The sequence below is a fragment of the Mesorhizobium sp. USDA 4413 genome (assembly GCF_056280365.1).
Genome location: NZ_JBVPRP010000001.1, coordinates 6,015,833 through 6,041,417 on the forward strand (window position 1 = coordinate 6,015,833; position 25,585 = coordinate 6,041,417).

The following is a 25,585-nucleotide window of genomic DNA, read 5'->3' on the forward strand; positions in this document are numbered from 1 at the left end:
CAGTCCCGTCAAACCAAGGATTTATTCAGTATCGATCGCAACTCGTTTAGCGTCGGCTTGAACGGCTCCGCTAATGAATGGTCACCAGAAAGGCGCTCCAAGAAGAGATCGGCGAACTCCTTCTTTTTTCCTATTTTTATCTCATAGATGAGAGGCAGCAGGTCGTCATCGCTATCGCTCAAGACGGACATCCCACTCTCCAAGAGCTTCTCTCGGGTATCTTTATCGCACATACCAAATAATTGAGAATTAGAGCGCTTATCGAGCCAGCCCGACTCCTTGGCCTTTCGCCAAACATCCAAAGGAAACAACGCCTCCAGTGCCAACTTAGGTGAAAATCCATTCTTCCTGTACAATTGGGCCAATTCTTTTGTCGGCCTTATCCGCTCAATCCTCGATTGGAAATTATCTTCCCCTTCCATTCGCAAATTAAATCTTTCGATCGCACTGTCGCCAGCACTATCCCCGTCTACAAGACCAACGCCTTTGACACGCTTCTCAGGTGGACGATTCTTTTGCAGAAAATGCCAAGCGATTGCATTATCAGAAACGACGTTTGCCGAAGAGCCTCCGTCAGCTATGCTAGAGACAAACCTCGTTTCCTTAAGTATGCCGGTCAAATCGTTGACCGCTGTAAATACCGAGACATCCGTATCGCCCTCGACGAAAACAATTCGCCTAGATGGGTCTACAACATCCCCTTCCAGTTTCCCAGTTAGCTTCGCCAGAGTCTTTTTTATTTGATCAACTTCGGCTCGACTCTTTTCAACGTATGGAGCGACAACTCTCAACACGCCCATCTCGTCCGATATGTCTCCGCCGCCATGCGCTATGACAGTCTGCGAACCTTCCTGAGAAAAGAAGTTTGTTCTAACGTCATCTGCTGACTCAAGAGAAAAAAATATAGGAGAGTGAGTTGCCATCAAAACTTGATATTGGTTGTTTTTAGATATCGCGAGTATTTGATCTCTCATCTCGAACGCAGCTATGAAGTCAACGCTATTTTCTGACTCTTCAAGTCCCCAAACGTGGAAGGATTTATATCTGCCGGCCCTCTGTGACTTCAGATCGCATAAAAATTTAACGAGTGACGGTACATGCCGCACTCTTATGCCATCGCCACGCCGATCGAGATCGATGCCATTGGCCTCAAACTGAATAAGCCTAAATACCGATCTAAGATTGGCAGGCAGTTTGGGTTCGCTACGCGACTTAAGTATCGACTGAATTTCATTAGCCACATCAGCGAGGATCGCCTCCACCCTGCTCTGCAACGGCTCAGACGCTGATTTTAGATCCTCGGCAGAAACGTCGGAGAGAACATCATATATGTCCGATAACAACTCAGAGAAAAATTCCTTTCCCTTAAGTGCCGGTATATAGTGATAATCTATATTCTCAAGATAAGAGTGTATCTTTGATCTTGCGCCTATTTTTTCTTTTTTGTTTCCAGACAGTACAAACATCGGCGGATCTCCAATCGTCTCATTTCTCCGCCAACGCTTTGACCATTCAATATAGCGAGCACCTTCGAATGTTTGATATCCGGAAGGAAGTTCTAAAGTAAGATCGATACGAATCTCCGGGGCCTTTCCCTGCCTCATTCTTGAGTTTTGCGAAAAGTCTTGCGAGAAATTGAAACTTCTCCGGAAATCTGTCTCACCGTTGAAGAAAAGATTGAGAGCTCTCAGTATATTGCTCTTGCCCGTATCGTTTCTGCCGACAAAAATGTTGAGATTCTCCAGGTCTATTTCTAAATCAGTAATGGACCTAAAATCGCGTATGCGAACACGTTTAAGCATAGCACCCCAACCCTCCCAAGTATCGGAATGTTATGCCAACTCAGTTGATTCTGAAACTCCCGTTGCGATTTCTCATCTCCCATCGGGAGCTGGGCGGACACACCGGCTGGAAACTGCTCTCCCGTACCAACTTGTGATCCTGACGGCTTCGTTTCGGTTGGGGAAGCAGCTATTTCTAAGCCACCGCCTCGCACTCAATTTCAATATCGAATTCCATTGGCCACGATGCCATCGGCACGAAGCTTCCGGCGGGTTGGTCGCAAAATACGTCGCATAGACACGGTTGATCGCGTTGTAGAAGCCGGAATTGACAGCGTAGATGCGCACCATCACCACCTTGTCCAGCGAGGTGCCGGCCGCTTCGAGACAATGTTTCAGCGCCTTCAGCGACGCTTCGGTCTGGGTCTCGATGTCGCCGCGCACCATCTCGCCGGTTACCATGTCTACCGGCGGCGTCGCCGAGATGAACACGAAGCTGTTGGCCCGCACCGCCGTCGAGTATGACAGGCTAGTGAGCGGACGTTGGAGGAGCGGCGAGGGAACGCCTTCCCTTCTCCCCTTGTGGGAGAAGGTGGATCGGCGCGCAGCGCCGAGACGGATGAGGGGTGTTCCAGCGGAGTGAGACGCCCAATCATACGTGCCTTCCCATCGACGCCGAGAGCCGCGCAATGGTCGCCGTCTCATTTCTTCCAGCACCCCTCATCCGTCTCGGCGCTAGCGCGCCGAGCCACCTTCTCCCACAAGGGGAGAAGGCAAGGTCGCCCTTCACTGATGCGCGCCCGCCAGTTCCTTTACATGTTTCTCATGCATCTTCAGCACCGGCAGCGTCTTCTTGGCGAATTCCTTCATCGCCGGGTCGTCGCCCGATTTGCCGTAGGTGCTGAACAAGGCGACCGCTTCCTTATGCGCATCCGTCTGCATCTGGATGTATTTCCGATCGAAATCCTTGCCGCTGGCGCTCTTCAATTCGTCGAGCATCTGCTGCTCCTTGGGCTGCAGCATGGAGCCGACCGGCTTGATCGAAGCGGTGGTCTGCCCCTGGCTGAGAGCGGCCTTGAAGTCCTCCCCGGCCTTGGTGTGGTCCGTGATCATCTGCTTGGCGAATTTCTTGACGTCGGCCGACTTGGATTTCTCTTCGGCCAGCTTGCTCGACTGGATTTCGAATTCGTTGGCGCTGGGCACGGTCTTGACGAAGGTTGGGGTGTCGACCTTGCTGTCGGCGGCCATCGGCGTCACCTTGGTCGAATCCGTGTCGCTCGATTGGGCAAATGCGGCCGGCGCGCCTGCAAGGAGCGCGATGGCGGCAACCGTTAGAAGCGTTTTCATTTTTAAGTCTCCGATCCGGAATGATCCCTCAGAGACTTCCAACGCTGGGTGGGCCAGCCGGTTGCGTCGGCGTCTGTGCCTATCCCTTCACCCCGCCGGCGGTCAGGCCGGAAACGATCCTGCGCTGGAAGATCAGCACCAGCACAACCAGCGGCACGGTGACGATCACCGAGGCGGCCATGATGTTGCCCCAGGGGATCTCGAACTGCGAATTGCCCGACAGAAGCGCGATCGCCACCGGCACGGTGCGCTGCGTGTTGGTGGAGGTGAAGGTAAGCGCGAAGAGAAACTCGTTCCAGGCGCTGATGAAGGCGAGCAGCCCGGTGGTGGCGAGCGCCGGCCACATCAGCGGCAGGAGGATGCGCATGAGGATCGTCCACGGCCCGGCGCCGTCGAGGATCGCCGCCTCCTCGATCTCGACCGGCAGGTCGCGCACGAAAGTGGTGAGCACCCAGACGGTGAACGGCAGCGTGAAGATCATATAGGACAGGATGAGCGCCAAGAGCGAATTGTAGAGATGCAGCGCCCGGATGATCTCGAACAGCCCGGCAAGCGCCGCAACCTGCGGAAACATCGACACCGACAGGATGGCGAGCATCAGCCCCGAGCGGCCGCGGAAGCGGATGCGCGACAGCGCATAGGCCGCGGTGACGCCGATGAGCAGCGAGATCGCCACGACCGCGCCGGAGACGATGAGCGAATTGACGAGATTGCGCAGGAAGGGACCTTCCGTCAGCACGTTGCGGTAATTGGCGAGGCTGAACGTTTCCGGCCAGAGCCTCGCCTGCAACAGCTCGGTTCCCGATTTCAGGCTGGTGACGATGGCGTAGTAGAACGGAAACACCGCGACGAAGACGATCGCCAGGAGCAGCAGATAGAAGGCGGCGCGCTTCAGCATTTTCATGTCAGCGGCCTCCGTCGAAACTCAGCCGTCCAAGCCGGATATAGGCGATGGTGAGCAGGCCGATGATCAGGAAAAGCAGCGTCGAGGCGGCCGAGCCATAAGCGAACTTGTCGAACTCGAACAGGTTCTCGCGCGCGAAGATCGACATCGATTTGGTCTGCACATTGTTCGGCGTCAGCACATAGATCAGGTCGAAGATGCGCAGCGCGTCGAGTGCGCGGAAGATCACCGCCACCATCACCGCCGGCCGGATGAGCGGCAGCGTCACGCGCCAGAAGATCTGCCATGGGCTCGCGCCATCGAGCTTCGCCACTTCCAGAATCTCGCGCGGCAGCATCTGCAGGGCGGCCAGGATCAGCAGCGCCATGAACGGTGTCGTTTTCCAGATATCGACGATCAGCACCGCGATCATCGCGGTGTCGGCGCTGGCGGTCCAGGCGATCTTGGTGTCGATCAGGCCGAGATTGAGCAGCACGACATTGATGATGCCGAACTGGTCGTTGAGCATCCACTGCCACATCTTGGCCGAAACGATGGTCGGGATCGCCCAAGGGATGAGGATCGCGGCCCGCAGGATGCCGCGCCCCGGGAATTCCGCATTGAGGGTAAGCGCGACGATCATGCCCAGCACCGTCTCGCAGGCCACCGACACCACGGCGAAGCGCACCGTGTTCCACACCGCGCGCCACCAGACCGGATTGACGAGCAACCCGTCATAGAGCACCCGGCCGCTCGGCAGTCGCAGCACCGAGAAATAATTGTCGAAGCCCACCCAGCGCCGGGCGTCGAGATCGGCCAGCGACGCATCGGTGAAGCTGTAATAGACCGTGCGCAGGAACGGCCAGCCGGCGACGACGGCGAGCACGAAAAGCATCGGCGTCAGAAACAGCCATGCCGTGCGAACGCGCCGGCGCATCAGCGGCGATCGCCTTGCCGCGCTCACCAGCCCTTGCCTTTCAGCCTGTTCAGCCTCGCTTCGAGTTCGGCCAGGTTGTCGGCGGCCGCTCCGTTCCCGGAGATCGTATTGTGCACGGCCGTCCAGAACTGGCTCGATGCCTCGTTATATTTGATCCTGGCGGTCGCCGAGGGACGCGGCTGCGCGTTGAGGAAGATCTCTTTCCAGCGCGGCACGATCGGCTGCTGCCGGGCGATGTCGGGGTCGTCGTAGAGCGCCGCGATGGTTGGCAGGTTGGACGTCTTCAGCGTCCGGTATTTCTGCATCTCGGGCGAGGCGATGAACTTGACCAGGTCGATCGCCGCATCGGGATGCTTCGAATATTTGGACACGGCAAGGTTCCAGCCGCCCAGCGTCGCGACCGGATGCCCGCCATCGCCGGACGGCAGGGGCGCCACGTCGAACTTGCCCTTGATCGGCGAATTCTCGCTGTTGCCGAGCGCATAGGCATAGGGCCAGTTGCGCATGAAGACCGCATTGCCGGTCTGCCAGACGCCGCGCGCTTCCTCCTCCTGATAGGCGAGCACGCCCGGCGGCGAGATGGTGCCGATCCAGCCCTTGACCCTATCGAGCGCCGCCGCCGCCTTTGGATTGTTGATGGAGATGCGGCCGTCCGGCTCGATGATCCCGCCGCCGCCATTCGACATCACCCATTCGAGCGCGTTGCAGGTCAGCCCCTCATAGGCATTGCCCTGAAAGACATAGCCCCAGAGATCCTTGTTGCCGGCGGCCCGCTCCCTGTCCATGACCAGCTTCGCGGTGTCCTGTAGTTCCGTCCAGGTGGTCGGCACCTTGGCGCCATATTTGTCGAGCAGATCCTTGCGGTAGTAGAGCGCCGGCGCGTCGGTGAAGATCGGCAGCGCGACCAGCCTGCCATTGACCGTTTGCGATTGGATGATCGACGGGAAATGCTCGCCCACCACATCCCTGGTCGCCTCCGTCAGGTCCACCAATTGGCTGGCAAGCTGCGGCGCCCAGATGACGTCGGTCTGGTAGACGTCGATGTCGCTGCTGCCGGCGGCAAGCCAGAGCCGGTATTGGCCGAACTGGTCGGTGGTCGAAGGCGGGATGACGACGATGTCGACCTTGTTACCGCTCTTCTTCTCGTAACGGTCGAGTATCTCGCGCAGCACCTTGATGCCGTTGCCGGTATCGCCCGACACGATCGATAGTTGCACGGCTTGCGCTTGAGCCGTGGCCAGCAGAACGGCGGCGGCCAAGGCAAGGAACGCTGAAACAAATTTCGTGGGGATGTGGACCTCCCTCGGCGTCCGGCGTCGCCGTCTCGGCGCCGCGGCTCATCAAGGCCCCTGCGTTGAATGCGCGACGTCGCTTAGGGTTCCCCGCGCTTGTGCGCGCTGACCAGCCCGGCGGGCGGAGAACCCGATCTCGGTCGGCTCGACCGCGTCGGTGCCTCAATCCTTCCATCTCGCTTCACGCAAAAGCGGACGGGCTCCGAAACCCCCGCCCCGGAGCCCGCCTGGGAGTGGCTGACGCATGCCGGCACAGCCGCCTCCGACGCCTTGCCAGCGTCGATCCGCCGATCGGCCGCCCGGCACGACGAGGCATTAGCATGCCCTAACGTCAGCCTATGTGAAAGAGTTCACAATGCCGGAGGCGTCAGCCTTCCCAGTCGATCGGGATCATGCCGAGCCGCTCGTAGAGCCTGAAGGCCGCGCTGTTCTTCACTATATTGGTCTTGAGATCGACATGGGCCGCCCCGCGCTCGCGAAACGTCAGGAACACATGCCGCATCAGCGCCTCGCCGATACCCTGCCGTCTCGACTGCGGATGGACGGCAAGGTCCTTGACGAAACCGGACGTCCAGCAGAGCGCCGCGCCCGCCAGCAGGCCCTTGCCGTCGATCACCAGGAAACAGAGAGCGGGATCGAATTCGGCGTCGCCCGCGATGCGCGGCCACCACTCGTCGAACGGCCCGTCGATGCCGTCATCGAACACTTCCTCCAGCAGCGCGTGGAGCGCCAGAGCATGATGCCGAAAAGTGTGAAGCGGTTTTCGGGCAACATCATGCTCCGTCGCTAACGTGTCGCGGTGTTCGAACGCGCGCATGCCGAAGCCCTCCGGCCAATGCGGCGCGGTGAGCGTATCGTCGAGCAGCTTGCGCAGGCGGATGTCGTTGGGAGCCGGCGGACGGGGCGTCGGGTTCTCATGCATGGCGCTGTCTCGAACGCCGCGCGACCTGACCCGTCGGCTCAGGCGTCGGGTTGCAAGCGGCGCCGCTTGCGGTCGGCGCCAAGGCCCGTCGCCTCGAGCAAGCCCTTGCGCTTGGCGTCGTAATAGTAGCCGGTCTGGTAGAGCGTGTCGGCCCGCTTGGCGTTGCCGCCCGAAACCAGCCAGGCGCCGCGCAGATATTTCACCGCATATTTGAGATTGGTCTCGGCGTCGAACAGGCCGGCCGCCGGTCCGTCATAGCCCATGCCACGCGCCGTCGCGTGCTTGATCTGCATCAGCCCCCAATGGCCGTGATTGTAGGCTTTCGGGTTGAAGGTGCTCTCGCGGTTGACGACATGGCGCACCAGCTCGACCGGCACTTCGTAGATCGCCGAATATTTCTCGATCAGCCGTTCGATCTCGGCGCGCGGACCGCTGGCATGCTGCTCGGGCTGGCCGGGTGCGGCAAGCAGCGCCGGGTTGTCCGGCGCGACATAGACAACCTGCTGGACGCCAGGCATGGGGGCGACTTTCGCCGATTGGCCGGTGACGGGCATGGCGACGCCCGCGGTTGTATAGACCGCAGCCTGCTTGATGGATGCCGCTTGCTTGATGGATCCGGGACCGGTCGGCGAGCCGCCGGCGGTCAGCACCGGCGGCGGTGGAAACTGGCCAGCCATCGGCGTCGCTCCGGCGAAGGCCGCGGGCTGAGCCAGCGCCGCGGCGGGCGCGCCGGGCTGGACAGGCGGCGGCAACGGCGCGCCTTGCGTCGCCAGCGCGCCTTGCGTCGCCGGCGCGCCGAGTATGGTCGCCATGGCGACGGCATCGCCGGCCAGCGCCGCGGTCTGCACTTGCGCGAGGCCCGACGGCTCCGGCAGCACGGCCACCGTTTCCGGCAGGGCAAGGGTCGGCGTGTCGTCCGCGACAGCAGGGGTCGATGCCTCCGCAAGCGCGGGTGCGGCCTTGATCTGCGAGGTCGAGGTGCAACCGCTGAGACCGGCTACTGCAACGAGCACGCCGAGCGCGGTGAATATGATTTTAGCTGGCAAGCCGTGTGGGTCCGGTTTGTCGGTTGTTAAGGAGTCCTTACACCAGCGATTCACACCCGGCAATCGGGGTCACCGCGCGGTTTTCGGGTGGCGATAACAGGGCGGAAATGCCATATTGTTCCGGATATGTACTCCTTTTTCACCGTTTTGCGGAGGGAATAGGCCTTGAAACCCGCATCTCAGATCACGGCCGGCCACGCAGTGTTAGAAACAGTGATCGGCTTCATGGGCATCGCCTGGAGCGAAAAGGGCCTGATCCGGCTCTGCCTGCCCGAGCGCAGCCGCGAAGCGGTCGAGCGCCGGCTGTTCCGCCACCCCGGTGTCTCAAGGTCGACAGATCAGCCGCAATGGGTGGTCGAGCTGATCACCTCGATCAAAGCCTACGCGGCCGGCGAGGATGTCGACTTTTCCGGCGTTCCGGTCGACCTCGACGGCGTCGATGACTTTCGGCTTGCCATTTACGATGCCGCACGCAAGCTCCGCTTCGGCGAGACCACCACCTATGGCGAACTGGCCAAGCGCGCCGGCCATGCCGGGCTCGCTCGCGAGACAGGTGCCGCGCTTGGCGCCAATCCGGTGCCGCTTGTCATCCCGTGCCACCGCATCCTCGCCGCGGGCGGCAAGATCGGCGGCTTCTCGGCGCCCGGCGGCTCGGCCACCAAGGAGAAAATGCTGGTCATGGAAGGCGTTCGCCTCGGCCCGCCGCCGGCCGCGCAGGCCTCGTTCGGATTCTGAGAGCACCAGAGCAATTCCAGGAAAAGTGCATAGCGGTTTTCCGTCCGGAATTGCGTCAGATAAAGAAGATTAGAGCGGTTCTGCGTTTCACGGAAACGCCGAACCGCTCTAATCTTGCAAGAACCGGCGGCGGAAGCGCCGCTCGAAATCTGGACGCTTGCAGACATAGACCATGCATGACCGGGTGTCGGCGCTCGGCACATAGGCGCGCGCCCTCACCTCGCCCGCGTTGCAGAAGCGCTCGTCGCGCACATAGCGGTCGTAGAGCGGCAGCCCCGGCACGCGCGCCGACTGGTAGCGCAGGATGACGGCGCCCTGTCTGGCGATCGTCGCCCGCACCCGGTCGCAGCTCATGCGCGTCGGATCATAGCGCGACACCGCTTGCGCCTCCGCAGCCAGCGACAGGAAGCAGGCGGCAAGCATGATTATCTTCATGGTTCCCCTCCTTGGAACGGCAAGCATCTCATCCCTTCACAACGTGTGGCCCCTGTCAAAATTTCCATTCGGTTGGGCTATCGTCGAGCGGCCTTCAGGCAATCCGTCTTGTTTTCTTGCTCAAACTATCCTATATCCGCAGCATTGAATTTGGCCGATCGATCGGGCCGCGATCTTCGCGTTTGCTGACGTCTATCTCCAAAGTTTCGATACCGCCGGCCGAACGTTGGTTCGGTCAAACAAAAGCAAATGCGAAGGGCATTCTATATGGCAACTGGTACGGTCAAGTGGTTCAACGCCACCAAAGGCTACGGCTTCATCCAGCCTGACAATGGCGGCGCGGACGTTTTCGTCCACATCTCCGCTGTCGAGCGCGCTGGCATGACCAGCCTCACTGAAGGCCAGAAGATCAACTTCGAGATCGAGCAGGACCGCCGCACCGGCAAGTCCGCCGCTGGGTCTCTGAGCAAGGCAGCCTGATTTGGCTTGAGCATTTTGCGGCCTGGCTTAACCGCCAAGCGCCGCGAAATGCGAGTGAGCAAGGCGCGCACTGGGCGAAGGTTCAGGGCGCGCGGCAAGTCACGGATGTACTGACGGTCGCGCGATAAGCGCGCCGGAGCGAAAAGAGCCGACAAGCTGGAACAGCAGATAGCTGCCAGCCCGGACCGAACGCTCCCGATCAGGCTACCGGCAACAGGAAGGCGGGCAATGCCCGCCTTTTTTGTTGTCTGGATTTAGGCGATTGGCCTCCTCCCCGTTCACGGGGAGAAGGGACGCTTTCGCTAATCCCCAACGTCGCGGCTCAAGGCACCCACTCGATCGGCACATGTCCCTTATCCGCCTCGACCCGCTTCAGCCAGGCGACGACGGCCGGATAGACGTCGAGCTGGAAGCCGCCCATCCCGGCGGTGTGGGTATAGGCGTACAAAGCTATGTCGGCGACGCTATAGGCCCTGCCGGCGAAGAATTCGTTCCGCTCCAGATGCTGGTTCATCACGCCGAGCGCCTTGTTGCCGCGCTCCAGCGTCAGCGCCAGCCGTTCCGGCGTGGCGTCCTTCGCCCGTTCCGGAAAAGTCAAAAGCGCCTTGCGCACCGCGATATAGGGCTCATGGCTGTATTGCTCGAAGAACAGCCATTGGTAAGCCAGCGCGCGTTCATATTTGTCGGCCGGCAGGAAGCGTGTGCCCTCGGCAAGATAAAGCAGGATGGCGTTGCTCTCGGCGATGCGCCTGCCGTCGTCGAGCTCGAGCATCGGCACCATCGCGTTCGGATTCTTGGCAAGGTAGTCGGGCCTGCGCGTTTCGCCGGTATGCGAGCTCACCTCGACCCGGGTGAAGGCAATGCCGAGCTTCGCCATCAGCAGCCGCGGCTTGTAGCAATTGCCGCTATCGGCCATGTCGTAAAGGATCATGCCTCTTACCTCTCGCGTCATGCCAGGAGGCTCTAGCGCAGGGGTCGGGCCTCATCCAATGATTTGTTTTTGAGAAGAACCATCAGCGGCGCTGATGCGTCTTTTGGCTTCTTTGGTGGGGCATCAGCGATGCTGATGCAGCGGCACAACCTTGTTGCTGGCGCCGAGCAGGGCGTCAATGGAGAGCGGTTCTTCGTTGAAGATCGTGCCGGCAAGCGCCGGACGGGCGAGATGGAAACCTTGCAAAAGGTCGACGCCGCCCTCGAGCGCGACACGCAAATGCCGTGCGTTCTCGATGCCCTCGACCAGCACTTTGGCGCCTCGCTCGTGCAGCATCGCCACCAGCGGCCGGAAGAAGCGCTCGGCGGCGGCGTGGCGGCAGAGCTCGCCGAACCAGGCGCCATCGATCTTGACGATGTCGGGCGCAAGCAGATTGATGCGGGCCTCGGTCGAATGTCCCGTGCCGAAATCGTCGATGGCGATGCGGATGCCGTCGCGCCGCATTTCACGCACCAGGCTGGCAAGAACACGGTCGTCCGCCGCCTGTTCGGTGATCTCGCAGACCAGCAGGCCGGGCTCCAGCTCGAAATCGCCGAGATGCCTGGTCATCAGCCGGATCTCGGCGAGCGCCCGTCCGAGATGGTCGTTGACGGTCGGGTTGTAGTTGAAGAACAGCGTCAGTCCTTCGGCGCCGATGTTGCGATAATTGCCGAGATGCAGCATCCGGCACATCGTTTCGACAAACAGCCGGTCGGACGCGGGAACGCGGTCGAAGAACATCGACGGGGCCATGGGCTCCGCGACACGCCGCGGCTCGATCAGTCCCTCGACGGCAATCGCCCTGAGCGCCTTGCCCTCCGGCGCGAAGATCGGCTGATAGGCGCTCCACAGCCGGAACTCGCCATAGACGCCGAACTGGAGGCCGATCTCGTCGGCGAAGATCGCCTCGGCGACGTTGCGCCGCCTGTCTGGTTGTTGGCTCCTGTCTGGTTGTTGGCTCATGGCGCGACCTTGCGCCCGAACACTCTTGCCGGCCGCCCCTGCGGCGCCGGGGCAGGGCTTGCGGCGACTTGCGCCTTGCTTGCCTCGGACGAGGGCTGCCGCGCGACCTTGCCGAAGACACGAAAGCTGGTGGGGGCAAGTTCCGGCCGGGCAAGCACATAACCTTGCACCATGGAGGCGCCTGACCTCTCGGCAAGCTCCAACTGCCAGCCTTCCTCGATACCTTCGAAGACGGTGCGGATGCCTTGGTTCTCGAAGCTTTGCACCATCGCCGTCAGCAGCGCGAAGCCGGCGCCGGACTCCATCAGATGAGTGATCCAATGGGCATCGAATTTGACGATGTCGGGCTTGAGTTCCTTGATCCGGGTGATGTCTGAATCATCGGCGCCGTAGTCATCCACCGCAATGCGGAAGCCATTGGCCCTCAGCGCCTCGACGAAGGCGTAAAGCGTTTCCTGCGAAGCCGATTTCTGCTCGGTGACCTCGCAGACGATACGGCGCGGATCGATGCCGGCTTCGTGCAGCACCAGCCGCATGTCGCGCAGCGCCTTGTCGGCGATGTGGCGATCGGTGAAGACCGAGGGGTCGAAATTGACGAAGATGGACGCCTCTTCCGGCAGACACGCGCCGGCGTTCAGAAGATGCAGCGTGCGCGTCAGCGCCTCGATATGTAGCCGGTCGGCCGCCGGGCAAGTGCCGAAAAACGTCGCCGGTGACTGCGGCTCGCCATCGCGGAACGGCCGGATCAGCCCCTCGAAAGCGGCGACCGAAAGCTTGCCCTCCCTGAAGGCGAAGATCGGCTGGAACGCGCTCTGCAGCGTATAGATGCCCCAGACACCCGTCGAGGTGCCGTCGTCATGACGGATGATGTGGGCAAGCCCGATGCTGCGCGACAAGGTTTCTCGCTCCGCGAATAGCGCAATCCGATCTGCGATCCTGCCAGCCAAGGGTTTACCGGCCGTTGATGAATTTAGCGTTGCCGCTCACGCAGGCTTGACCTTGGTCACGCCTCCTTGACCTCTGGCTCATCGCACAATGCTTGCGCTCCGCGCGATGATGCGACATGAGAGGCGCCGCGGCCGCTCCTGGCCGCTTTTCCTAGGAGACGTTTTGTCATGGCCTTTCTCGCCGACGCCCTTTCCCGCGTTAAGCCTTCCGCGACCATCGCGGTGACGCAGAAAGCGCGCGAGCTGAAAAATGCCGGCCGTGATGTGATCGGCCTCGGCGCCGGCGAGCCGGATTTCGATACGCCCGACAACATCAAGAACGCGGCGATCGAGGCGATCCGCCGTGGCGAGACCAAATATCCGCCGGTCTCCGGCATCGCGCCGCTGCGCGAGGCGATCGCGAAGAAATTCAAGCGCGAGAACAATCTCGACTACCGGCCGGAGCAGACCATCGTCGGCACCGGCGGCAAGCAGATCCTGTTCAACGCCTTCATGGCGACGCTGAACCCGGGCGACGAGGTCATCATTCCCCGCCCCTACTGGGTGAGCTATCCGGAAATGGTGGCGATCTGCGGCGGCACGTCGGTCTTCGCCGATACCTCGATCGACAACGGCTTCAAGCTGACGGCGGAAGTGCTGGAGAAGGCGATCACGCCGAAGACCAAATGGCTGTTGATGAACTCGCCGTCGAATCCGTCGGGCGCGGCCTACACCGAAGCCGAGCTGCGGGCGCTGGCCGACGTGCTTCTCAAGCATCCGCATGTCTGGACGCTGACCGACGATATGTATGAGCACCTGACCTATGGCGACTTCGTCTTCAAGACCATCGCCGAGGTCGAGCCCAACCTCTATGAGCGCACGCTGACCATGAACGGCGTGTCGAAAGCCTATGCCATGACCGGCTGGCGCATCGGCTACGCCGCCGGCCCGGTGCAGCTCATCAAGGCGATGGACATGATCCAGGGCCAGCAGACCTCGGGCGCCTGCACCATCGCGCAATGGGCTTCCGTCGAGGCGCTCAACGGCCCGCAGGACTTCATCGCCAAGAACAAGGCGATCTTCCAGGGCCGGCGCGACCTCGTCGTCTCGATGCTCAACCAGGCGCGAGGCATCGCTTGCCCCTCGCCCGAAGGCGCCTTCTACGTCTATCCGTCCTGCGCTGAGCTGATCGGCAAGAAGACGAAAACGGGCAAGGTGATCGACAATGACGAGGCCTTCTGCTCCGAGCTGTTGGAAGCCGAAGGGGTCGGCGTGGTGTTCGGCTCGGCCTTCGGCCTCGGACCGAACTTCCGCATCTCCTATGCCACGTCGGACGCCTTGCTGGAGGAAGCCTGCACGCGCATCCAGCGCTTCACCGCGTCACTGACCTGATCGGCGCAAGCCGCCAAACGAGAAAAACCCAGCTTCGAGCCGGGTTTTTGTTGAGCGCTAGTCTAATCAGCCCCCATATTGCTCGTCGGAAACTTGCTCCAGCCAGTCGGCGTGGACGCCGTCCAGCGCCTCCTGCATGGCGATGTGGGTCATGGCTGTTTTCTGTCCGGCGCCATGCCAGTGTTTTTCGCCCGGTGCGAAGGAAACGACATCCCCTGCCCTGATCTCCTGCACAGCGCCGCCCCAGCTTTGCGCTAGCCCGGCGCCGGCGGTGACATAGAGGGTCTGTCCGAGCGGATGGGTATGCCAATGCGTGCGCGCGCCGGGCTCGAAGCTGACCAGCGTGGCTCTCAGCCGCGCTGGCGCTTCCTTCTCGATGATCGGCGTCTGCAGCACCCGCCCCGTGAAATAAGTCTGAGGCGCAACGATCGTCGGCACGCCTCCGCACGCAATGATCTTCATCGTTCAGATCCTCGTCTAGTTCAAACGTCTGCTGCTAGCGCGGCATTGTCCAACGCAGTTTCATCCTCGCATCGCGAAAGCGCAACCGGCTTTGCAATTGTCGACGAAGGCAGGAGCGCGCGTTGGAAGGCCCTCTTCAGGGTGTCAGAAAACTGTCATAAATCGTTGCTTTTTAACCATAAAACCCGAGCAGGCAGCCAAGCTTTGTCGAATGCGGCGCGGCAGCGGTCGCGCTCAGTGTTTTTTAACGGCTGAGGTCCTAGCCATGGCGCGTGCTGTGGGGCGCGGACATGAGTATCTTGGCGACAATCAAGGATCACAGCGGCCGTATCTATCGCGGCATCCAGGCTTTGCTCGCAACGAGCATCGCCGCCACTGGCCTTGCCGCCTTCGCGCTGACGGAGAACACCTCCCGCACCGGCGCGCTGGCGGTGTCGGTGACGTCGACCTTAATGGCGCTTCTGGTGCTGATGTATATGCGCTCGAGCGTTGTCCAGCGCCTGCAATCGGCGGCGGACGCCGAGGCCGAGAAGCATCGCTTCCTTACTGTCGATGCCATGACAGGAGCCACGGCCCGGCGCTATTTCATCGAAGCGTTGGGCGACTGGTTGGGCGGCTTGCGCAACCGTCGCCAGGCGAGCCTGCTTTTGATCGACCTCGATCATTTCAAGCAGCTCAACGACACGTTCGGGCACCAGTTCGGCGATCTGGCGCTGGCCCATCTGGTCGCGGAAGCGCAGCGCATTTTCGAGGACGGCGTCATCGGACGGCTCGGCGGCGACGAGTTCGGCGTCATGGTTCCGCATGGCGATATCGCCCTCATCAACCGGGACGCGCGCCGGCTGCTGGATGCCATGCGCGCCGGCAAGAGGCATGAAGGCAAGATCGTCCCACTGTCGATCTCGGTGGGCGTCGCGCTTGCGCCGTTGCATGCTTCGAATGCAACCGAATTGATGCTCCTGGCCGACCTCGCGCTCTACGAAAGCAAGGCCGGTGGCCGCGGCCGCGTCACCGTCTTCGACGAGGAGATGCTGTCGGACAAACGTTATCGCCGGCTGGTGGAACGCGAGCTGCGCGCCGCGATCTATCTCGGCGAGCTGGAACTGCACTATCAGCCAATCGTCGATCCCGACGGCTCCGTCGAGGCGCTGGAAGGATTGATCCGCTGGCGCCATCCCGTGCGCGGCCTGATCTCGCCCGCGGAATTCATTCCGATTGCCGAGCGCTCGACGCTGATCGACATGATCGGCGAGTGGGTCTTCAAGCGCGCCTGCGCCGATATCGGGCATTTTCCCGGACGGCGCATCTCGATCAACGTCTCCGGCGAACAGCTGAAGCGCGACGAGATCGTGACGATGTGCGACCGGATCCTGCGCGAGACCGGCCGGTCGGCATCGCAATTCATCATCGAGATCACCGAAACGGTGGCGACGGCCGCGACGCCCGAGGTGCTGAGGCGCCTGGAGGCGCTGCGCGGCCTCGGCTTCCACATCGCGCTCGACGACTTCGGCACCGGCCATTGCGGCTTCAATTATCTGAAGTCGCTGCCCATCGACAGCGTCAAGATCGACCGCTCCTATATCCGCAGTCTCGCCCATGACCAGGTGGCGCAGATCTTCGTTTCCGCGCTTGCCCAGATCGCCCGCATCCAGGAAATCTCCATCGTCGCCGAGGGCGTCGAAACCGCGCAGGAATTCGCCCTCGCCCGAACGGCCGGCTGCAGCCGCTTCCAGGGCTATTTCTTCGGCAAGCCGGCGCCGCGCGACAAGGCAAGCGCGCTGTGTGTCGCCGCCCGCGAGCCGCTCGCCCTCACAGCCTGACGAACAGGAAATGGCGGCCTGCCGGACCCAAGCCGGCGAACATCCTATTTTTCTTGCCCTCCCGGCAAACCCGTGTGACGATGGTTTTGGGAAGAGGTGAAAACCCGCCCGCGACGGCCGAACAGGCCGGCCGCCGCTCTGCATAGGGTGCGATCGGACGCAAACCGGTTTCCACTTTTGCTGATCGCTCTCTTGGGAAACGCCTGAGTGGAGGTTCAGCCATGGGTACTCGCGCCGGAGGACGACGCACGGGACCGAAATGCATCGCCATAGTCGGTCCCTTTGCAAGCGGTAAGACGACACTTCTCGAAGCAATTCTCGCCCGCACGGGCGCCATTCCCCGCCAGAACCCTGTCTCATCGGGCAACACCGTTTCCGATCATTCGCCAGAGGCCCGCGCCCACGCCATGAGCGTCGAGGCGACCTTCGCCACCACCGATTTCATGGGCGAGCAGTTCACCTTCGTGGACTGCCCCGGTTCCATCGAATTCGCCTTCGAGGCCGAACCCGTGCTTGCCGCCTGCGACCTCGCGGTCGTTGTCGCCGAGGCCGACGAGAAGAAGATCCCGGCGCTCCAGCTCATCATGCGCAAGCTCGACGATCTCGCCATTCCGCGCATCCTGTTCCTCAACAAGGTCGACAAGGCGACCGCGGGGGTGCGCGAGACGCTGAAGATGCTGCAGCCCACAAGCTCGGTACCGCTGCTGCTTCGCCAGATTCCGGTGCGCAAGGACGGTATCGTCATCGGCTCGATCGATCTGGCGCTGGAACGCGCCTACATCTATCGCGAATACGCCGAAAGCCAGGTCACCGAGATCGCGAACGACGACAAGGCGCGCGAGCTGGAAGCGCGTTTCTCCATGCTGGAAACGCTCGCCGATCACGACGATCACCTGATGGAGCAGCTGCTGGAGGAGATCGAGCCGCCGAAGGACGCGATCTTCGACGATCTCTCGGCCGACCTGCGCGCCGGCGCGGTGACGCCGGTGCTGATCGGCGCGGCCGAGAAGGGCAATGGCGTGCTGCGCCTGTTGAAAGCCATCCGCCATGATGCACCCGATGTCGAGGCGACGAGGAAGCGCCTTGGCGCGCCGGACGGCCAGACGGTGGTGCAGGTGATGAAGACCATCCACACCGCTCATGGCGGCAAGCTTTCGGTGTCGCGCGTGCTTTCCGGTCAATTGGCCGACGCGGCCGAGCTTTTCCTCTCCAACGGCGACACGGCGAAAGTCTCAGGCATCTACAGGATGCTGGGCAAAGACCAGATCAAGCAGACATCGGCCAAGGCCGGCGACACGGTCGCGCTCGGCAAGCTCGACAACGTCAAGACCTGCCAGACGCTGAGCTCGGCCAAGGGCGGCATCCGACCACTGGTCACGCTGGAGCCGCCGCAGCCCGTCTTTGCCTTCGCGCTTCGTCCCAAGGAGCGCAAGGACGAGGTAAAGATGTCGGCTGCGATCCAGCGGCTTGCCGAGGAAGATCCATCGCTCAGCCTGCGCCACAACCAGGACTCCGCCGAAACCGTCCTGTCTGGTCATGGCGAAATGCATCTGCGCGTTGTGCGCGAGCGCCTTGAGGGCAAGAACCAGATTCCGATCGAGGGCCATGCTCCGGCGGTGCCTTACCGGGAGACGATCCGCAAATCGGCGCAGCAGCGCGGCCGCCACAAAAAGCAATCCGGCGGCCACGGCCAATTCGGCGACGTGGTGATCGAGATCAAGCCGCTGCCGCGCGGTTCCGGCTTCCAGTTCTCCGATACCATCACCGGCGGCGTAGTGCCGAAAACCTATATCCAGTCGGTGGAAACCGGCATTCGGGACTATCTGAAGACAGGCCCGCTCGGCTTTCCGGTCGTCGATGTCGCCGTCAACCTGTCGGACGGCTCCTACCATGCGGTCGATTCCTCCGACATGGCTTTCCAGATGGCGGCGAAGCTGGCGATGAAGGAAGGCATGGCCGCCTGTTCGCCGGTCCTGCTGGAGCCGATCATGAAGGTCGAGATCGTCACGCCCTCCGACGCGACCTCGAGGATCATCGCCCTGATCCCGCAGCGGCGTGGCCAGATCCTCGGCTATGACGCAAGGCCCGGCTGGCCGGGCTGGGACGTTGTCGAGGCGACCATGCCGCAGGCCGAAATCGGTGACCTGATCATCGAGCTGCGCTCGGCGACCGCCGGCGTCGCCAGCTACAAGGCCACCTTCGACCACATGGCCGAGCTCACCGGCCGGCTGGCCGACGAGGCGATGAACGCCAACGGCAAAGCCGCCTGAGCAGGTCGGCCTGCTTGACAGACTTTCTGTTGAAAATATGAAAACGGCGTCCGGATGATCCGGACGCCGTTCCTATTGCGGACCGTTTTCCTGGGAGGCAACGGCTGGTCCGCCGCATCCGGAAAAATGGTTCGGACGCGGTAGCTGCCTGAGCCCGGTCTTCCGAGTGATGCCCCCATCTCCCGAACCGACCAACCGCGTCCTATCGTCTACTTAAACCATAGACTGCGTGTGCAACATGTTACCCGATGTTACATGTCACTGTTACGTGGTGGATGCAGTCGTTTTTTTGCCGGCTCGGACGCATGCGGGCAACAAAAAAGCCGGATCAATAAAGATCCGGCTGAGTTTGATTGGAAGTGCCGATTAGGGCTAACCTCCAGAGGGGAACACTCGAGGGCGCTAATGGGAGGAGAACGCGCCCTGGAGATGCCACTATATATGTGCTCATCATGCCCAAGAAACAAGCATCTATTTTGCAACACACGCATGCAAAAAGACGCAGGCTGTGGTCCAACCCATTCCGTGAGGCCATAGGACCAGAAAAATCGCCGCTTCCGATGCGTTTCCGGTCTTGAAGCGACTGCTTAAATGCAAAATCGAACCGGTTTTTGCTCGAAAACAGGCGAGTCGGCGAAATGATGTCGATTTCGGCAACCGAGTTTATTTTAGCGGCAGGAGACCGATGATGCGAACTTTTTCAGCAGTCGCCGGCAGCGCGCTGTTCCTGGTCGCGGCACCCGGCATTGTCGCCGGATTGGCGCCCTGGCTTTTGACCGACCATTATCGCAAACCTCTGTCGGCGGTGCCGGGCTTCGCGTCTGCGGGCTCGATTCTCGTGATCGCGGCGGCCGCCATCCTGCTTCATGCCTTCGCCCGCTTTGCCCTCGAGGGCCTGGGCACCCCCGCTCCCGTGGCGCCGACCGAGAAACTGGTCGTCGGCGGCATTTACCGCCACGTGCGCAACCCTATGTATGTGGCCGTGCTGGCGATTATCCTTGGCCAGGCGTTGATATTTTCGAGCTGGCCGGTGCTGTTTTACGGCCTCATCGCCGCAGCAGCGATGATCTCCTTCGTCAAGCTCTACGAAGAGCCCACACTCGCCAACCATTATGGCGAGGAATACGAAGTCTACCGGCGCGCCGTGCCCGGCTGGCTGCCTCGGCTGACGCCATGGCGCGGATAAACCGCGCCGAGGGTGCGCCGAGATTCAGGTCAGGCCGAGTCGAAAATGGTGGTTTTCTGAGAACCGGCCCACGCCGGCCGTACCCTTCATGAGCGGAGATACCTATCAGGGCTTCGGCCGGCGAAGGCCGGAGCGGGGAGCACCTGAAGTACGTGAGCATCGGAAGCGCAAGAAGCCGCCATTTGCAGGCCGGCCTCACCTGAATATCGGCGCACCCTAATAAGACCAGCTGCGCGCCTTGGCGATGATGAAGTCCCGAAACACGTGCAGCTTCGCCTGGTTCTTCATCGCGTCGGGATAGGCGAAATAGGTGTCGAAGGAGGGCACCTCGGTTTCCGGCAGCAGCTGCACCAGGTTCGTATCCTTGTTGATCACGTAGTCCGGCAGCATGGCGATGCCGGCGCCGCCCTGCACCGCGCGCTTGATCGACAGGATGTCATTGATCTGCAACGTCGGCACACGCTGCGCGCCTTCAAAATCGCCCACCGTCTCAAGCCAGTTCAGCTCCGACAGATGCGACGGCACCGGCACGCCGAAAGTGACGATGCGGTGGTTCCTGAGCTCGGCGATCGAGGCCGGCTTGCCGAACTTGGCTATATAGGACGGCGCGGCATAGAGGTGGAAATGCACCGTGAACAGCCGGCGCTGGATAAGGTCCGGCTGTTGCGGCTGGCGCAGCCGGATCGCGCAATCGGCCTGGCGCATGGTGAGGTCGAGTTCCTCATTGGCCAGGATCAGCTGCAGGCTGATCTCGGGATAGAGCTCGATGAATTCCTGCACACGTTCGGTCAGCCAGCCGGCGCCAAGGCCCACCGTGGTCGTCACCCTGAGCACGCCCGAGGGCCGGTCCTTGGTCTCGGTGAGCCGCGTCTTGATGGTTTCCAGCTTCATCAGCACGTCATGCGCCGTGCGGAACAGCATCTCGCCCTGCTCGGTCAGCACCAGACCGCGGGCATGGCGGTGGAACAGCGCGACGCCGACATCATGCTCCAGCGCGCTGACCTGCCGCGAAATGGCCGATTGCGACAGATGCAGCGTCTCGGCGGCATGGGTGAACGACCCAGCCTCCGCCGCTGCGTGAAATACGCGTAATTTGTCCCAGTCCAGCGCCATGATTCCCCTCGCGTTGCGTTTGGCGTCTGAATGAAAAATCAGGCTTTTAAACGGCTTTTTTCAGCCGATCTGTCATTCCGCCGCTTCGCGGTGAGCCTCGATGCCCGCCAGATATTTTTCCGCCTCGAGCGCTGCCATGCAGCCCAGCCCGGCCGCCGTCACCGCCTGGCGGTAGACGTCGTCGGTGACGTCGCCGGCGGCGAACACGCCGGGCACGTCGGTGCGCGTCGAATCCGGCGCCGTCCACAGATAGCCGTTCGGCTTCTGCTTCAGCTTGCCGACGAAGAGCTCGACGGCCGGCGCATGGCCGATCGCGACGAACACGCCGTCGACCGGCAGCTTCGATTCTTGGCCGGTCACGACGTTGCGCAGCGTCAGGCCTTCGACGGAAGGCGGCAGCGGCGCCTTTCCGGGGCGTCCGGTGATCTCGTCCACCACCGTGTCCCAGATGACGCGGACATTGTCCTTCGCAAGCAGCCGCTCGCGCAGGATCCGCTCGGCGCGGAAATCGCCGCGCCGGTGGATCACGGTGACGCTCTTGGCGAGGTTGGACAGATAGAGCGCTTCCTCGACCGCGGAATTGCCGCCGCCGATAACCGCGACGTCCTTGCCGCGATAGAAGAAGCCGTCGCAAGTGGCGCAGGCCGAAACGCCGAAGCCCATGAAGGTCTGCTCCGACGGGATGCCCAGCCACTTGGCCTGCGCGCCCGTGGCGATGATCAGCGCATCGGCGGTGTAGACCGTGCCGGAATCGCCGGTGGCGCGGAACGGCCGCACATTGAGGTCGACCTCGGTGATGATGTCGTTGATGACGTCGGTGCCGACATGCTCGGCCTGCGCCAGCATCTGGCTCATCAGCCAGGGGCCTTGAATCGGATCGGCGAAGCCCGGATAGTTTTCGACATCGGTGGTGATCATCAATTGGCCGCCCTGCTGCAGGCCGGCGACCAGCATCGGCTTCAGCATGGCGCGGGCGGCATAAATCGCCGCCGTGTAGCCGGCCGGGCCGGAACCGATGATAAGAACGGGCGCATGTTTCGTGTTCATGAAAGTCCCCTGCGGCGCACAGCCGTGGTTTGTCGCGCGTAATGTAAGTGTTGCCCGTAGGACCAGCAAGGCAAGTTGGCCTTCGTCCCCGGAAAGCTTCGTGCCCTGCATATCCGGCCATATCGCCGCCCGTCACCAATGCATTTAGCTCGGAGGCGTGCGCGGCACAGCGATCACGGCATGCGTCCAAACGAGAGAAAATCATCGCAAAGGGATGGCCTCCGAGGCGAAACCAAATTACAAAATCGTGAAAGATTGTTGCGCGAAAGCCCCTCATGCCGCTCAAAGCCGATCTCGACGCCATCGACTGGAAGATCCTGCGCGAACTTCAGGGCGACGGCCGCATGACCAATGTCGAATTGTCCAACCGGGTCGGCATCTCGGCGCCGCCTTGCCTGCGCCGTGTCCGGCGGCTGGAAGAGGCCGGTATCATCCGCGGTTACCGCGCGCTGCTCAATGCGCCGGCGCTCGGCATGGATGTCGTCGCCTTCTGCCTGGTCGGCCTGCATCATCAGGCCGATGCCGAGCTGAAGACCTTCGCCGAACGCACGCGCGGCTGGCCGATCGTGCGCGACGCCTGGATGGTCTCGGGCGAATCCGATTTCCTGCTGCATTGCGTGGCAAGCGACCTCGGCACCTTCCAGACCTTCGTCATTGAGGAACTGGCTTCGGCACCGAATGTGGACACCGTGCGGACCGCCTTGACGATCCGCCGCGTCAAGGACGAAGGGCTGGTGGCATTTCAAACTTAATGTGCCGGCTTCCGACAATTCGCCAGCTCAAACAAAGGTTTGGCACCAGCTTTTGAATCAATCCGCGATCAGAGCGACTGTATCGCGGCAAGCAGCTCCTCAAGGTCTGTGGCGTCGCGCAACGGCGAAACCGAAAACCCGCTTATCGTCGAGGCTTCGTCATCGACAAGCCAACCCCGCGCAAGGCCGGCGCGCTGACCGGCTTCCATATCGGCGGCCTTGTCGCCGATGATCAGTGATCGCTTCAAGTCGAGGCCGAGCCGTCGACCAGCCTCCAGCAGCATGCCCGGATTGGGCTTGCGCATCGGGTGATCGGCAACCGCGAGCGGACCCTTGCCGGCTTCGTGATAGGCGCAGGCAAGCACCATGTCGACAAACGCGTTTTGTTCAGCCAGCAGCTCAAGCACGCGCCCGTTGACCCGCGCGAACGCATCCCAGCCGAAATAGCCGCGCGCGACGCCGGACTGGTTGGTGACGATAACGACCGGAATGCCGCATTGGTTCGCAGCCTCGATAATCGGCGCGATGCCGTCACGCAGCACGACATCCGCCGGATCGCCGGGATATCCGGTATCGACATTGATCGTGCCGTCACGGTCGAGGAACAGCGCCGGCCGGCAGGCTGGAAACTCCGTGGAGCCAATCTGCTCGACCCACAAGCCCGGCTCGGCGAGCGGTAAGGCACCGGTGCCGTCAGCCATTGCTGAGACGCGCTTCCACCGCCTCGCACAGATGATGATAGAGGCACAGATGCCCCTGCTGGATGATCGGCGTCGAGGCCGACGGCACGTTGAGCAGGATGTCGGTCAGCGGCTTGAGCTTGCCGCCGGTCTCGCCGGTCAGGCTGATCACCGTCATGCCCATCGCCCGCGCCTGCTCGGCGGCAGCAAGGATGCTGGGCGAATTACCGCTGGTCGAAATCGCCAGCAGCACCGCGCCTTTCGATCCATGCGCCTCGACCTGGCGCGAGAAGACGGTGTCGAAGCCGTAATCGTTGCCCCAGGCGGTCAGCACCGCGGCGTTGGCCGGCAGCGCGATGACGTTGTAGGCCTTGCGCTCCTTCAGGAAGCGGCCGACCAGCTCGCCGGCGATGTGGATGGCGTCGCTGGCCGAGCCGCCATTGCCGCAGATCAGCAGCGCCTTGCCTTGCGAGAGCGCCGTCACAACCGTGCTCACCGCGCGTTCCATCTCTCCGGTCAGGTCGCGCTCGACCATCGCCGAGATCGCCGCCGCGGAGCGGACCAGGTAGTCGTTCAAATCGGACATGACACCCTCAGTTTGCGGCACGCAGCTTGCCGATCATGTTCGTCGTGCTCTTGCCGGCGACGAGATCGACCAGCACCACGCGCCCGCCCGCCTTCTGCACGACATCGGCACCGACCACGGACTCGATCGTGTAATCCGCGCCTTTGACCAGGATGTCTGGCAGCAGCGCCTCGATGAGTTGGAGCGGCGTCTCCTCCTCAAAGACGACGACGGCATCGACCGAGGCAAGTGCTGCGAGCACGCAGGCGCGATCATGCTGGTTGTTGACCGGCCGCCCCGGCCCTTTCAGCCGGCGCACCGAGGCGTCGCTGTTGAGGCCGAGCACCAGCCGGTCGCACTGGCTGCGCGCGGCATGCAGCAGGCTGACATGGCCGGCATGCAGGATATCGAAGCAGCCATTGGTGAAGCCGACCGTGAGGCCCTCTTCCTTCCAGGCCGCCACCATCCTGGCCGCGCCATTGAAATCGAGGATGGCATCCTGGTGACCGGTCGGCCCATGTGAGCGGAACAGCGCGCCCGACAATTCCTCGACGTTCAGCCGCGCCGTGCCGCGTTTTCCCACTACGACGCCGCCGGCCGCATTGGCGATGACGGCGGCATGCACCCGGTCGGCGCCGGCGGCGAGCGACAGCGCGAAGCTTGCGATGACCGTGTCGCCGGCACCGGAAACGTCGAACACCTCGCGCGCCTGGGTGGAGATGTGGCGGGCATCCTCGGCGGAGATGACGCTCATGCCCTTCTCGCTGCGTGTAGCGACGATGAATTCGAAATCGTGAGCGGCGATCAGGTCGCGCGCCGCGGCGACGATCTCGTCGTCGCCGAACACCTTGCGCCCGACCGCCTCGCCAAGCTCCTTGCGGTTCGGCGTCACCGCGGTCGCGCCGGCATAGCGCGCATAATCGAGCCCCTTCGGATCAACTAGCACCGGCTTGCCGGCGTCACGGCAGATCGCGATCAGCTCGCCGGCGACGCCGTCGAGCAGGATGCCCTTGCCGTAATCGGAGAGGATGACGATGTCGGCGCGGCCAAGCGCGGCCTGGAAATGGTCGATGAGCTTCGCCCGCTCGGCGGAGGTGAGCGGCTTGATCTCTTCCTCGTCGAAACGCAGCACCTGCTGGTTGAGCGCGCTGAAGCGGCTTTTCGACGAGGTCATGCGGTCCCGGCGCTGAAGGAGCCCGCCGGTATCGACGCCGATCTCACTGAGCATGCGGATCAGATTGTCGCCGGCCTGATCGGCGCCGATTACCGACACGGGAATGGCCGCAGCGCCCAGCGAAACGATATTGGAGACGACATTGCCGGCGCCGCCCATGTTCAGCGTCTCGCCACGTCCATGCAGCACCGGGATCGGGGCTTCCGGCGAGATGCGCTCGATCACGCCGCTGACGAAACGGTCGAGGATGAAATCGCCCACCACCAGCACGGTGACGTCGCCGAACCGGGCGATGGTGCGGTGCAAGGGTTCCGGAGAAGGCGGATTGTGCTTGATCATCTTACTGGCGCGCCTGAGGGCGGATCTGGTCGGTTTGAAGCGCCGAAATTGCAGCGCCTGTCATATTT

Annotated in this window: 24 protein-coding genes and 1 pseudogene; 7 read left to right on the forward strand and 18 right to left on the reverse strand. The window is 62.1% G+C overall.

Annotated features, from left to right (window positions below):
* Window positions 1-8 precede the first annotated feature (8 nt).
* From ACVMIM_RS29220 to ACVMIM_RS29255, 8 genes and pseudogenes are all read right to left on the reverse strand, one after another.
* Entirely contained in the window at window positions 9-1,802 is a 1,794-nt protein-coding gene (locus tag ACVMIM_RS29220) for an ATP-dependent nuclease (protein ID WP_476116181.1), read from the reverse strand.
* A gap of 175 nt (window positions 1,803-1,977) precedes the next feature.
* Window positions 1,978-2,309 (reverse strand): annotated as a pseudogene (locus ACVMIM_RS29225) (RidA family protein).
* Window positions 2,310-2,567: 258 nt separating this feature from the next.
* Window positions 2,568-3,128 (reverse strand): DUF4142 domain-containing protein, encoded by a 561-nt coding sequence (locus ACVMIM_RS29230; RefSeq protein ID WP_476116183.1) that lies wholly within the window; start codon window positions 3,126-3,128, stop codon window positions 2,568-2,570.
* Between the two features lie 79 nt (window positions 3,129-3,207).
* Window positions 3,208-4,032 (reverse strand): carbohydrate ABC transporter permease, encoded by an 825-nt coding sequence (locus ACVMIM_RS29235; RefSeq protein ID WP_476116185.1) that lies wholly within the window; start codon window positions 4,030-4,032, stop codon window positions 3,208-3,210.
* A 1-nt stretch (window position 4,033) separates the two neighbouring features.
* The gene (locus ACVMIM_RS29240) at window positions 4,034-4,948 is read right to left on the reverse strand and encodes a carbohydrate ABC transporter permease (protein ID WP_476116187.1); all 915 of its coding nucleotides are present in this window, start codon (window positions 4,946-4,948) and stop codon (window positions 4,034-4,036) included.
* Window positions 4,949-4,971: 23 nt separating this feature from the next.
* Window positions 4,972-6,240 carry an ABC transporter substrate-binding protein gene (locus ACVMIM_RS29245; protein ID WP_476117408.1) on the reverse strand — a complete coding sequence of 423 codons (1,269 nt, stop codon included), beginning with the start codon at window positions 6,238-6,240 and terminating at the stop codon, window positions 4,972-4,974.
* Between the two features lie 367 nt (window positions 6,241-6,607).
* Window positions 6,608-7,162, reverse strand: coding sequence for a GNAT family N-acetyltransferase (locus ACVMIM_RS29250; RefSeq protein ID WP_476116189.1), 555 nt, complete (start codon window positions 7,160-7,162; stop codon window positions 6,608-6,610).
* A 38-nt stretch (window positions 7,163-7,200) separates the two neighbouring features.
* Window positions 7,201-8,208: a transglycosylase SLT domain-containing protein gene (locus ACVMIM_RS29255; protein ID WP_476116190.1), complete on the reverse strand. Its 1,008-nt coding sequence runs from the start codon at window positions 8,206-8,208 to the stop codon at window positions 7,201-7,203.
* A gap of 165 nt (window positions 8,209-8,373) precedes the next feature.
* Here ACVMIM_RS29255 and ACVMIM_RS29260 point away from each other — a divergent pair, with 165 nt between their 5' ends.
* A complete protein-coding gene (locus tag ACVMIM_RS29260) occupies window positions 8,374-8,943 on the forward strand; it encodes a methylated-DNA--[protein]-cysteine S-methyltransferase (RefSeq protein ID WP_476116192.1) in 570 nt (189 codons plus the stop codon).
* A gap of 108 nt (window positions 8,944-9,051) precedes the next feature.
* Here the strand turns inward: ACVMIM_RS29260 and ACVMIM_RS29265 are convergent, their stop codons facing one another.
* Window positions 9,052-9,378 carry a hypothetical protein gene (locus ACVMIM_RS29265; protein WP_476116194.1) on the reverse strand — a complete coding sequence of 109 codons (327 nt, stop codon included), beginning with the start codon at window positions 9,376-9,378 and terminating at the stop codon, window positions 9,052-9,054.
* A 267-nt stretch (window positions 9,379-9,645) separates the two neighbouring features.
* Between ACVMIM_RS29265 and ACVMIM_RS29270 the strand changes: the two genes are divergently transcribed.
* Window positions 9,646-9,858, forward strand: coding sequence for a cold-shock protein (locus ACVMIM_RS29270; RefSeq protein ID WP_040996745.1), 213 nt, complete (start codon window positions 9,646-9,648; stop codon window positions 9,856-9,858).
* Window positions 9,859-10,180: 322 nt separating this feature from the next.
* Here the strand turns inward: ACVMIM_RS29270 and ACVMIM_RS29275 are convergent, their stop codons facing one another.
* From ACVMIM_RS29275 to ACVMIM_RS29285, 3 genes are all read right to left on the reverse strand, one after another.
* Window positions 10,181-10,789 (reverse strand): glutathione S-transferase family protein, encoded by a 609-nt coding sequence (locus ACVMIM_RS29275; RefSeq protein WP_476116196.1) that lies wholly within the window; start codon window positions 10,787-10,789, stop codon window positions 10,181-10,183.
* A gap of 123 nt (window positions 10,790-10,912) precedes the next feature.
* Entirely contained in the window at window positions 10,913-11,791 is an 879-nt protein-coding gene (locus ACVMIM_RS29280; RefSeq protein ID WP_476116198.1) for an EAL domain-containing protein, read from the reverse strand.
* Window positions 11,788-12,687: an EAL domain-containing protein gene (locus tag ACVMIM_RS29285; RefSeq protein WP_476116200.1), complete on the reverse strand. Its 900-nt coding sequence runs from the start codon at window positions 12,685-12,687 to the stop codon at window positions 11,788-11,790. Before ACVMIM_RS29285 ends, ACVMIM_RS29280 begins: the two co-directional genes overlap by 4 nt.
* 219 nt (window positions 12,688-12,906) lie before the next feature.
* Between ACVMIM_RS29285 and ACVMIM_RS29290 the strand changes: the two genes are divergently transcribed.
* Window positions 12,907-14,109 carry a pyridoxal phosphate-dependent aminotransferase gene (locus ACVMIM_RS29290; protein WP_476116202.1) on the forward strand — a complete coding sequence of 401 codons (1,203 nt, stop codon included), beginning with the start codon at window positions 12,907-12,909 and terminating at the stop codon, window positions 14,107-14,109.
* Between the two features lie 66 nt (window positions 14,110-14,175).
* Here the strand turns inward: ACVMIM_RS29290 and ACVMIM_RS29295 are convergent, their stop codons facing one another.
* A complete protein-coding gene (locus ACVMIM_RS29295; protein WP_476116204.1) occupies window positions 14,176-14,571 on the reverse strand; it encodes a (R)-mandelonitrile lyase in 396 nt (131 codons plus the stop codon).
* Window positions 14,572-14,861: 290 nt separating this feature from the next.
* On the opposite strand from ACVMIM_RS29295, the gene ACVMIM_RS29300 reads away from it, so the two are divergent.
* From ACVMIM_RS29300 to ACVMIM_RS29310, 3 genes are all read left to right on the forward strand, one after another.
* Window positions 14,862-16,391, forward strand: coding sequence for a putative bifunctional diguanylate cyclase/phosphodiesterase (locus ACVMIM_RS29300; RefSeq protein WP_476116206.1), 1,530 nt, complete (start codon window positions 14,862-14,864; stop codon window positions 16,389-16,391).
* A 221-nt stretch (window positions 16,392-16,612) separates the two neighbouring features.
* Window positions 16,613-18,661, forward strand: a complete 2,049-nt coding sequence (locus ACVMIM_RS29305; protein ID WP_476116208.1) for an elongation factor G — start codon at window positions 16,613-16,615, stop codon at window positions 18,659-18,661.
* A 688-nt stretch (window positions 18,662-19,349) separates the two neighbouring features.
* A complete protein-coding gene (locus tag ACVMIM_RS29310) occupies window positions 19,350-19,847 on the forward strand; it encodes a methyltransferase family protein (protein ID WP_476116210.1) in 498 nt (165 codons plus the stop codon).
* Window positions 19,848-20,063: 216 nt separating this feature from the next.
* On the opposite strand, the gene ACVMIM_RS29315 is transcribed toward ACVMIM_RS29310, so the two are convergent.
* Window positions 20,064-20,960: a LysR family transcriptional regulator gene (locus ACVMIM_RS29315; protein WP_040996765.1), complete on the reverse strand. Its 897-nt coding sequence runs from the start codon at window positions 20,958-20,960 to the stop codon at window positions 20,064-20,066.
* Window positions 20,961-21,032: 72 nt separating this feature from the next.
* Complete coding sequence (gene trxB, locus ACVMIM_RS29320; protein WP_476116212.1) at window positions 21,033-22,007, reverse strand: thioredoxin-disulfide reductase; 975 nt, start codon at window positions 22,005-22,007, stop codon at window positions 21,033-21,035.
* A gap of 275 nt (window positions 22,008-22,282) precedes the next feature.
* Here trxB and ACVMIM_RS29325 point away from each other — a divergent pair, with 275 nt between their 5' ends.
* Entirely contained in the window at window positions 22,283-22,759 is a 477-nt protein-coding gene (locus ACVMIM_RS29325; RefSeq protein ID WP_476116214.1) for an Lrp/AsnC family transcriptional regulator, read from the forward strand.
* Window positions 22,760-22,827: 68 nt separating this feature from the next.
* On the opposite strand, the gene ACVMIM_RS29330 is transcribed toward ACVMIM_RS29325, so the two are convergent.
* Genes ACVMIM_RS29330 through rfaE1 form a run of 3 tightly spaced genes read right to left on the reverse strand, consistent with a single transcriptional unit; the run spans window position 22,828 to window position 25,517 of the window.
* Complete coding sequence (locus tag ACVMIM_RS29330) at window positions 22,828-23,460, reverse strand: D-glycero-alpha-D-manno-heptose-1,7-bisphosphate 7-phosphatase (protein ID WP_476116216.1); 633 nt, start codon at window positions 23,458-23,460, stop codon at window positions 22,828-22,830.
* Complete coding sequence (locus ACVMIM_RS29335; protein WP_476116218.1) at window positions 23,453-24,025, reverse strand: D-sedoheptulose-7-phosphate isomerase; 573 nt, start codon at window positions 24,023-24,025, stop codon at window positions 23,453-23,455. The genes ACVMIM_RS29330 and ACVMIM_RS29335 overlap by 8 nt, the downstream gene beginning before the upstream one ends.
* A gap of 7 nt (window positions 24,026-24,032) precedes the next feature.
* Complete coding sequence (gene rfaE1, locus ACVMIM_RS29340; protein ID WP_476116220.1) at window positions 24,033-25,517, reverse strand: D-glycero-beta-D-manno-heptose-7-phosphate kinase; 1,485 nt, start codon at window positions 25,515-25,517, stop codon at window positions 24,033-24,035.
* Window positions 25,518-25,585: the final 68 nt, after the last annotated feature.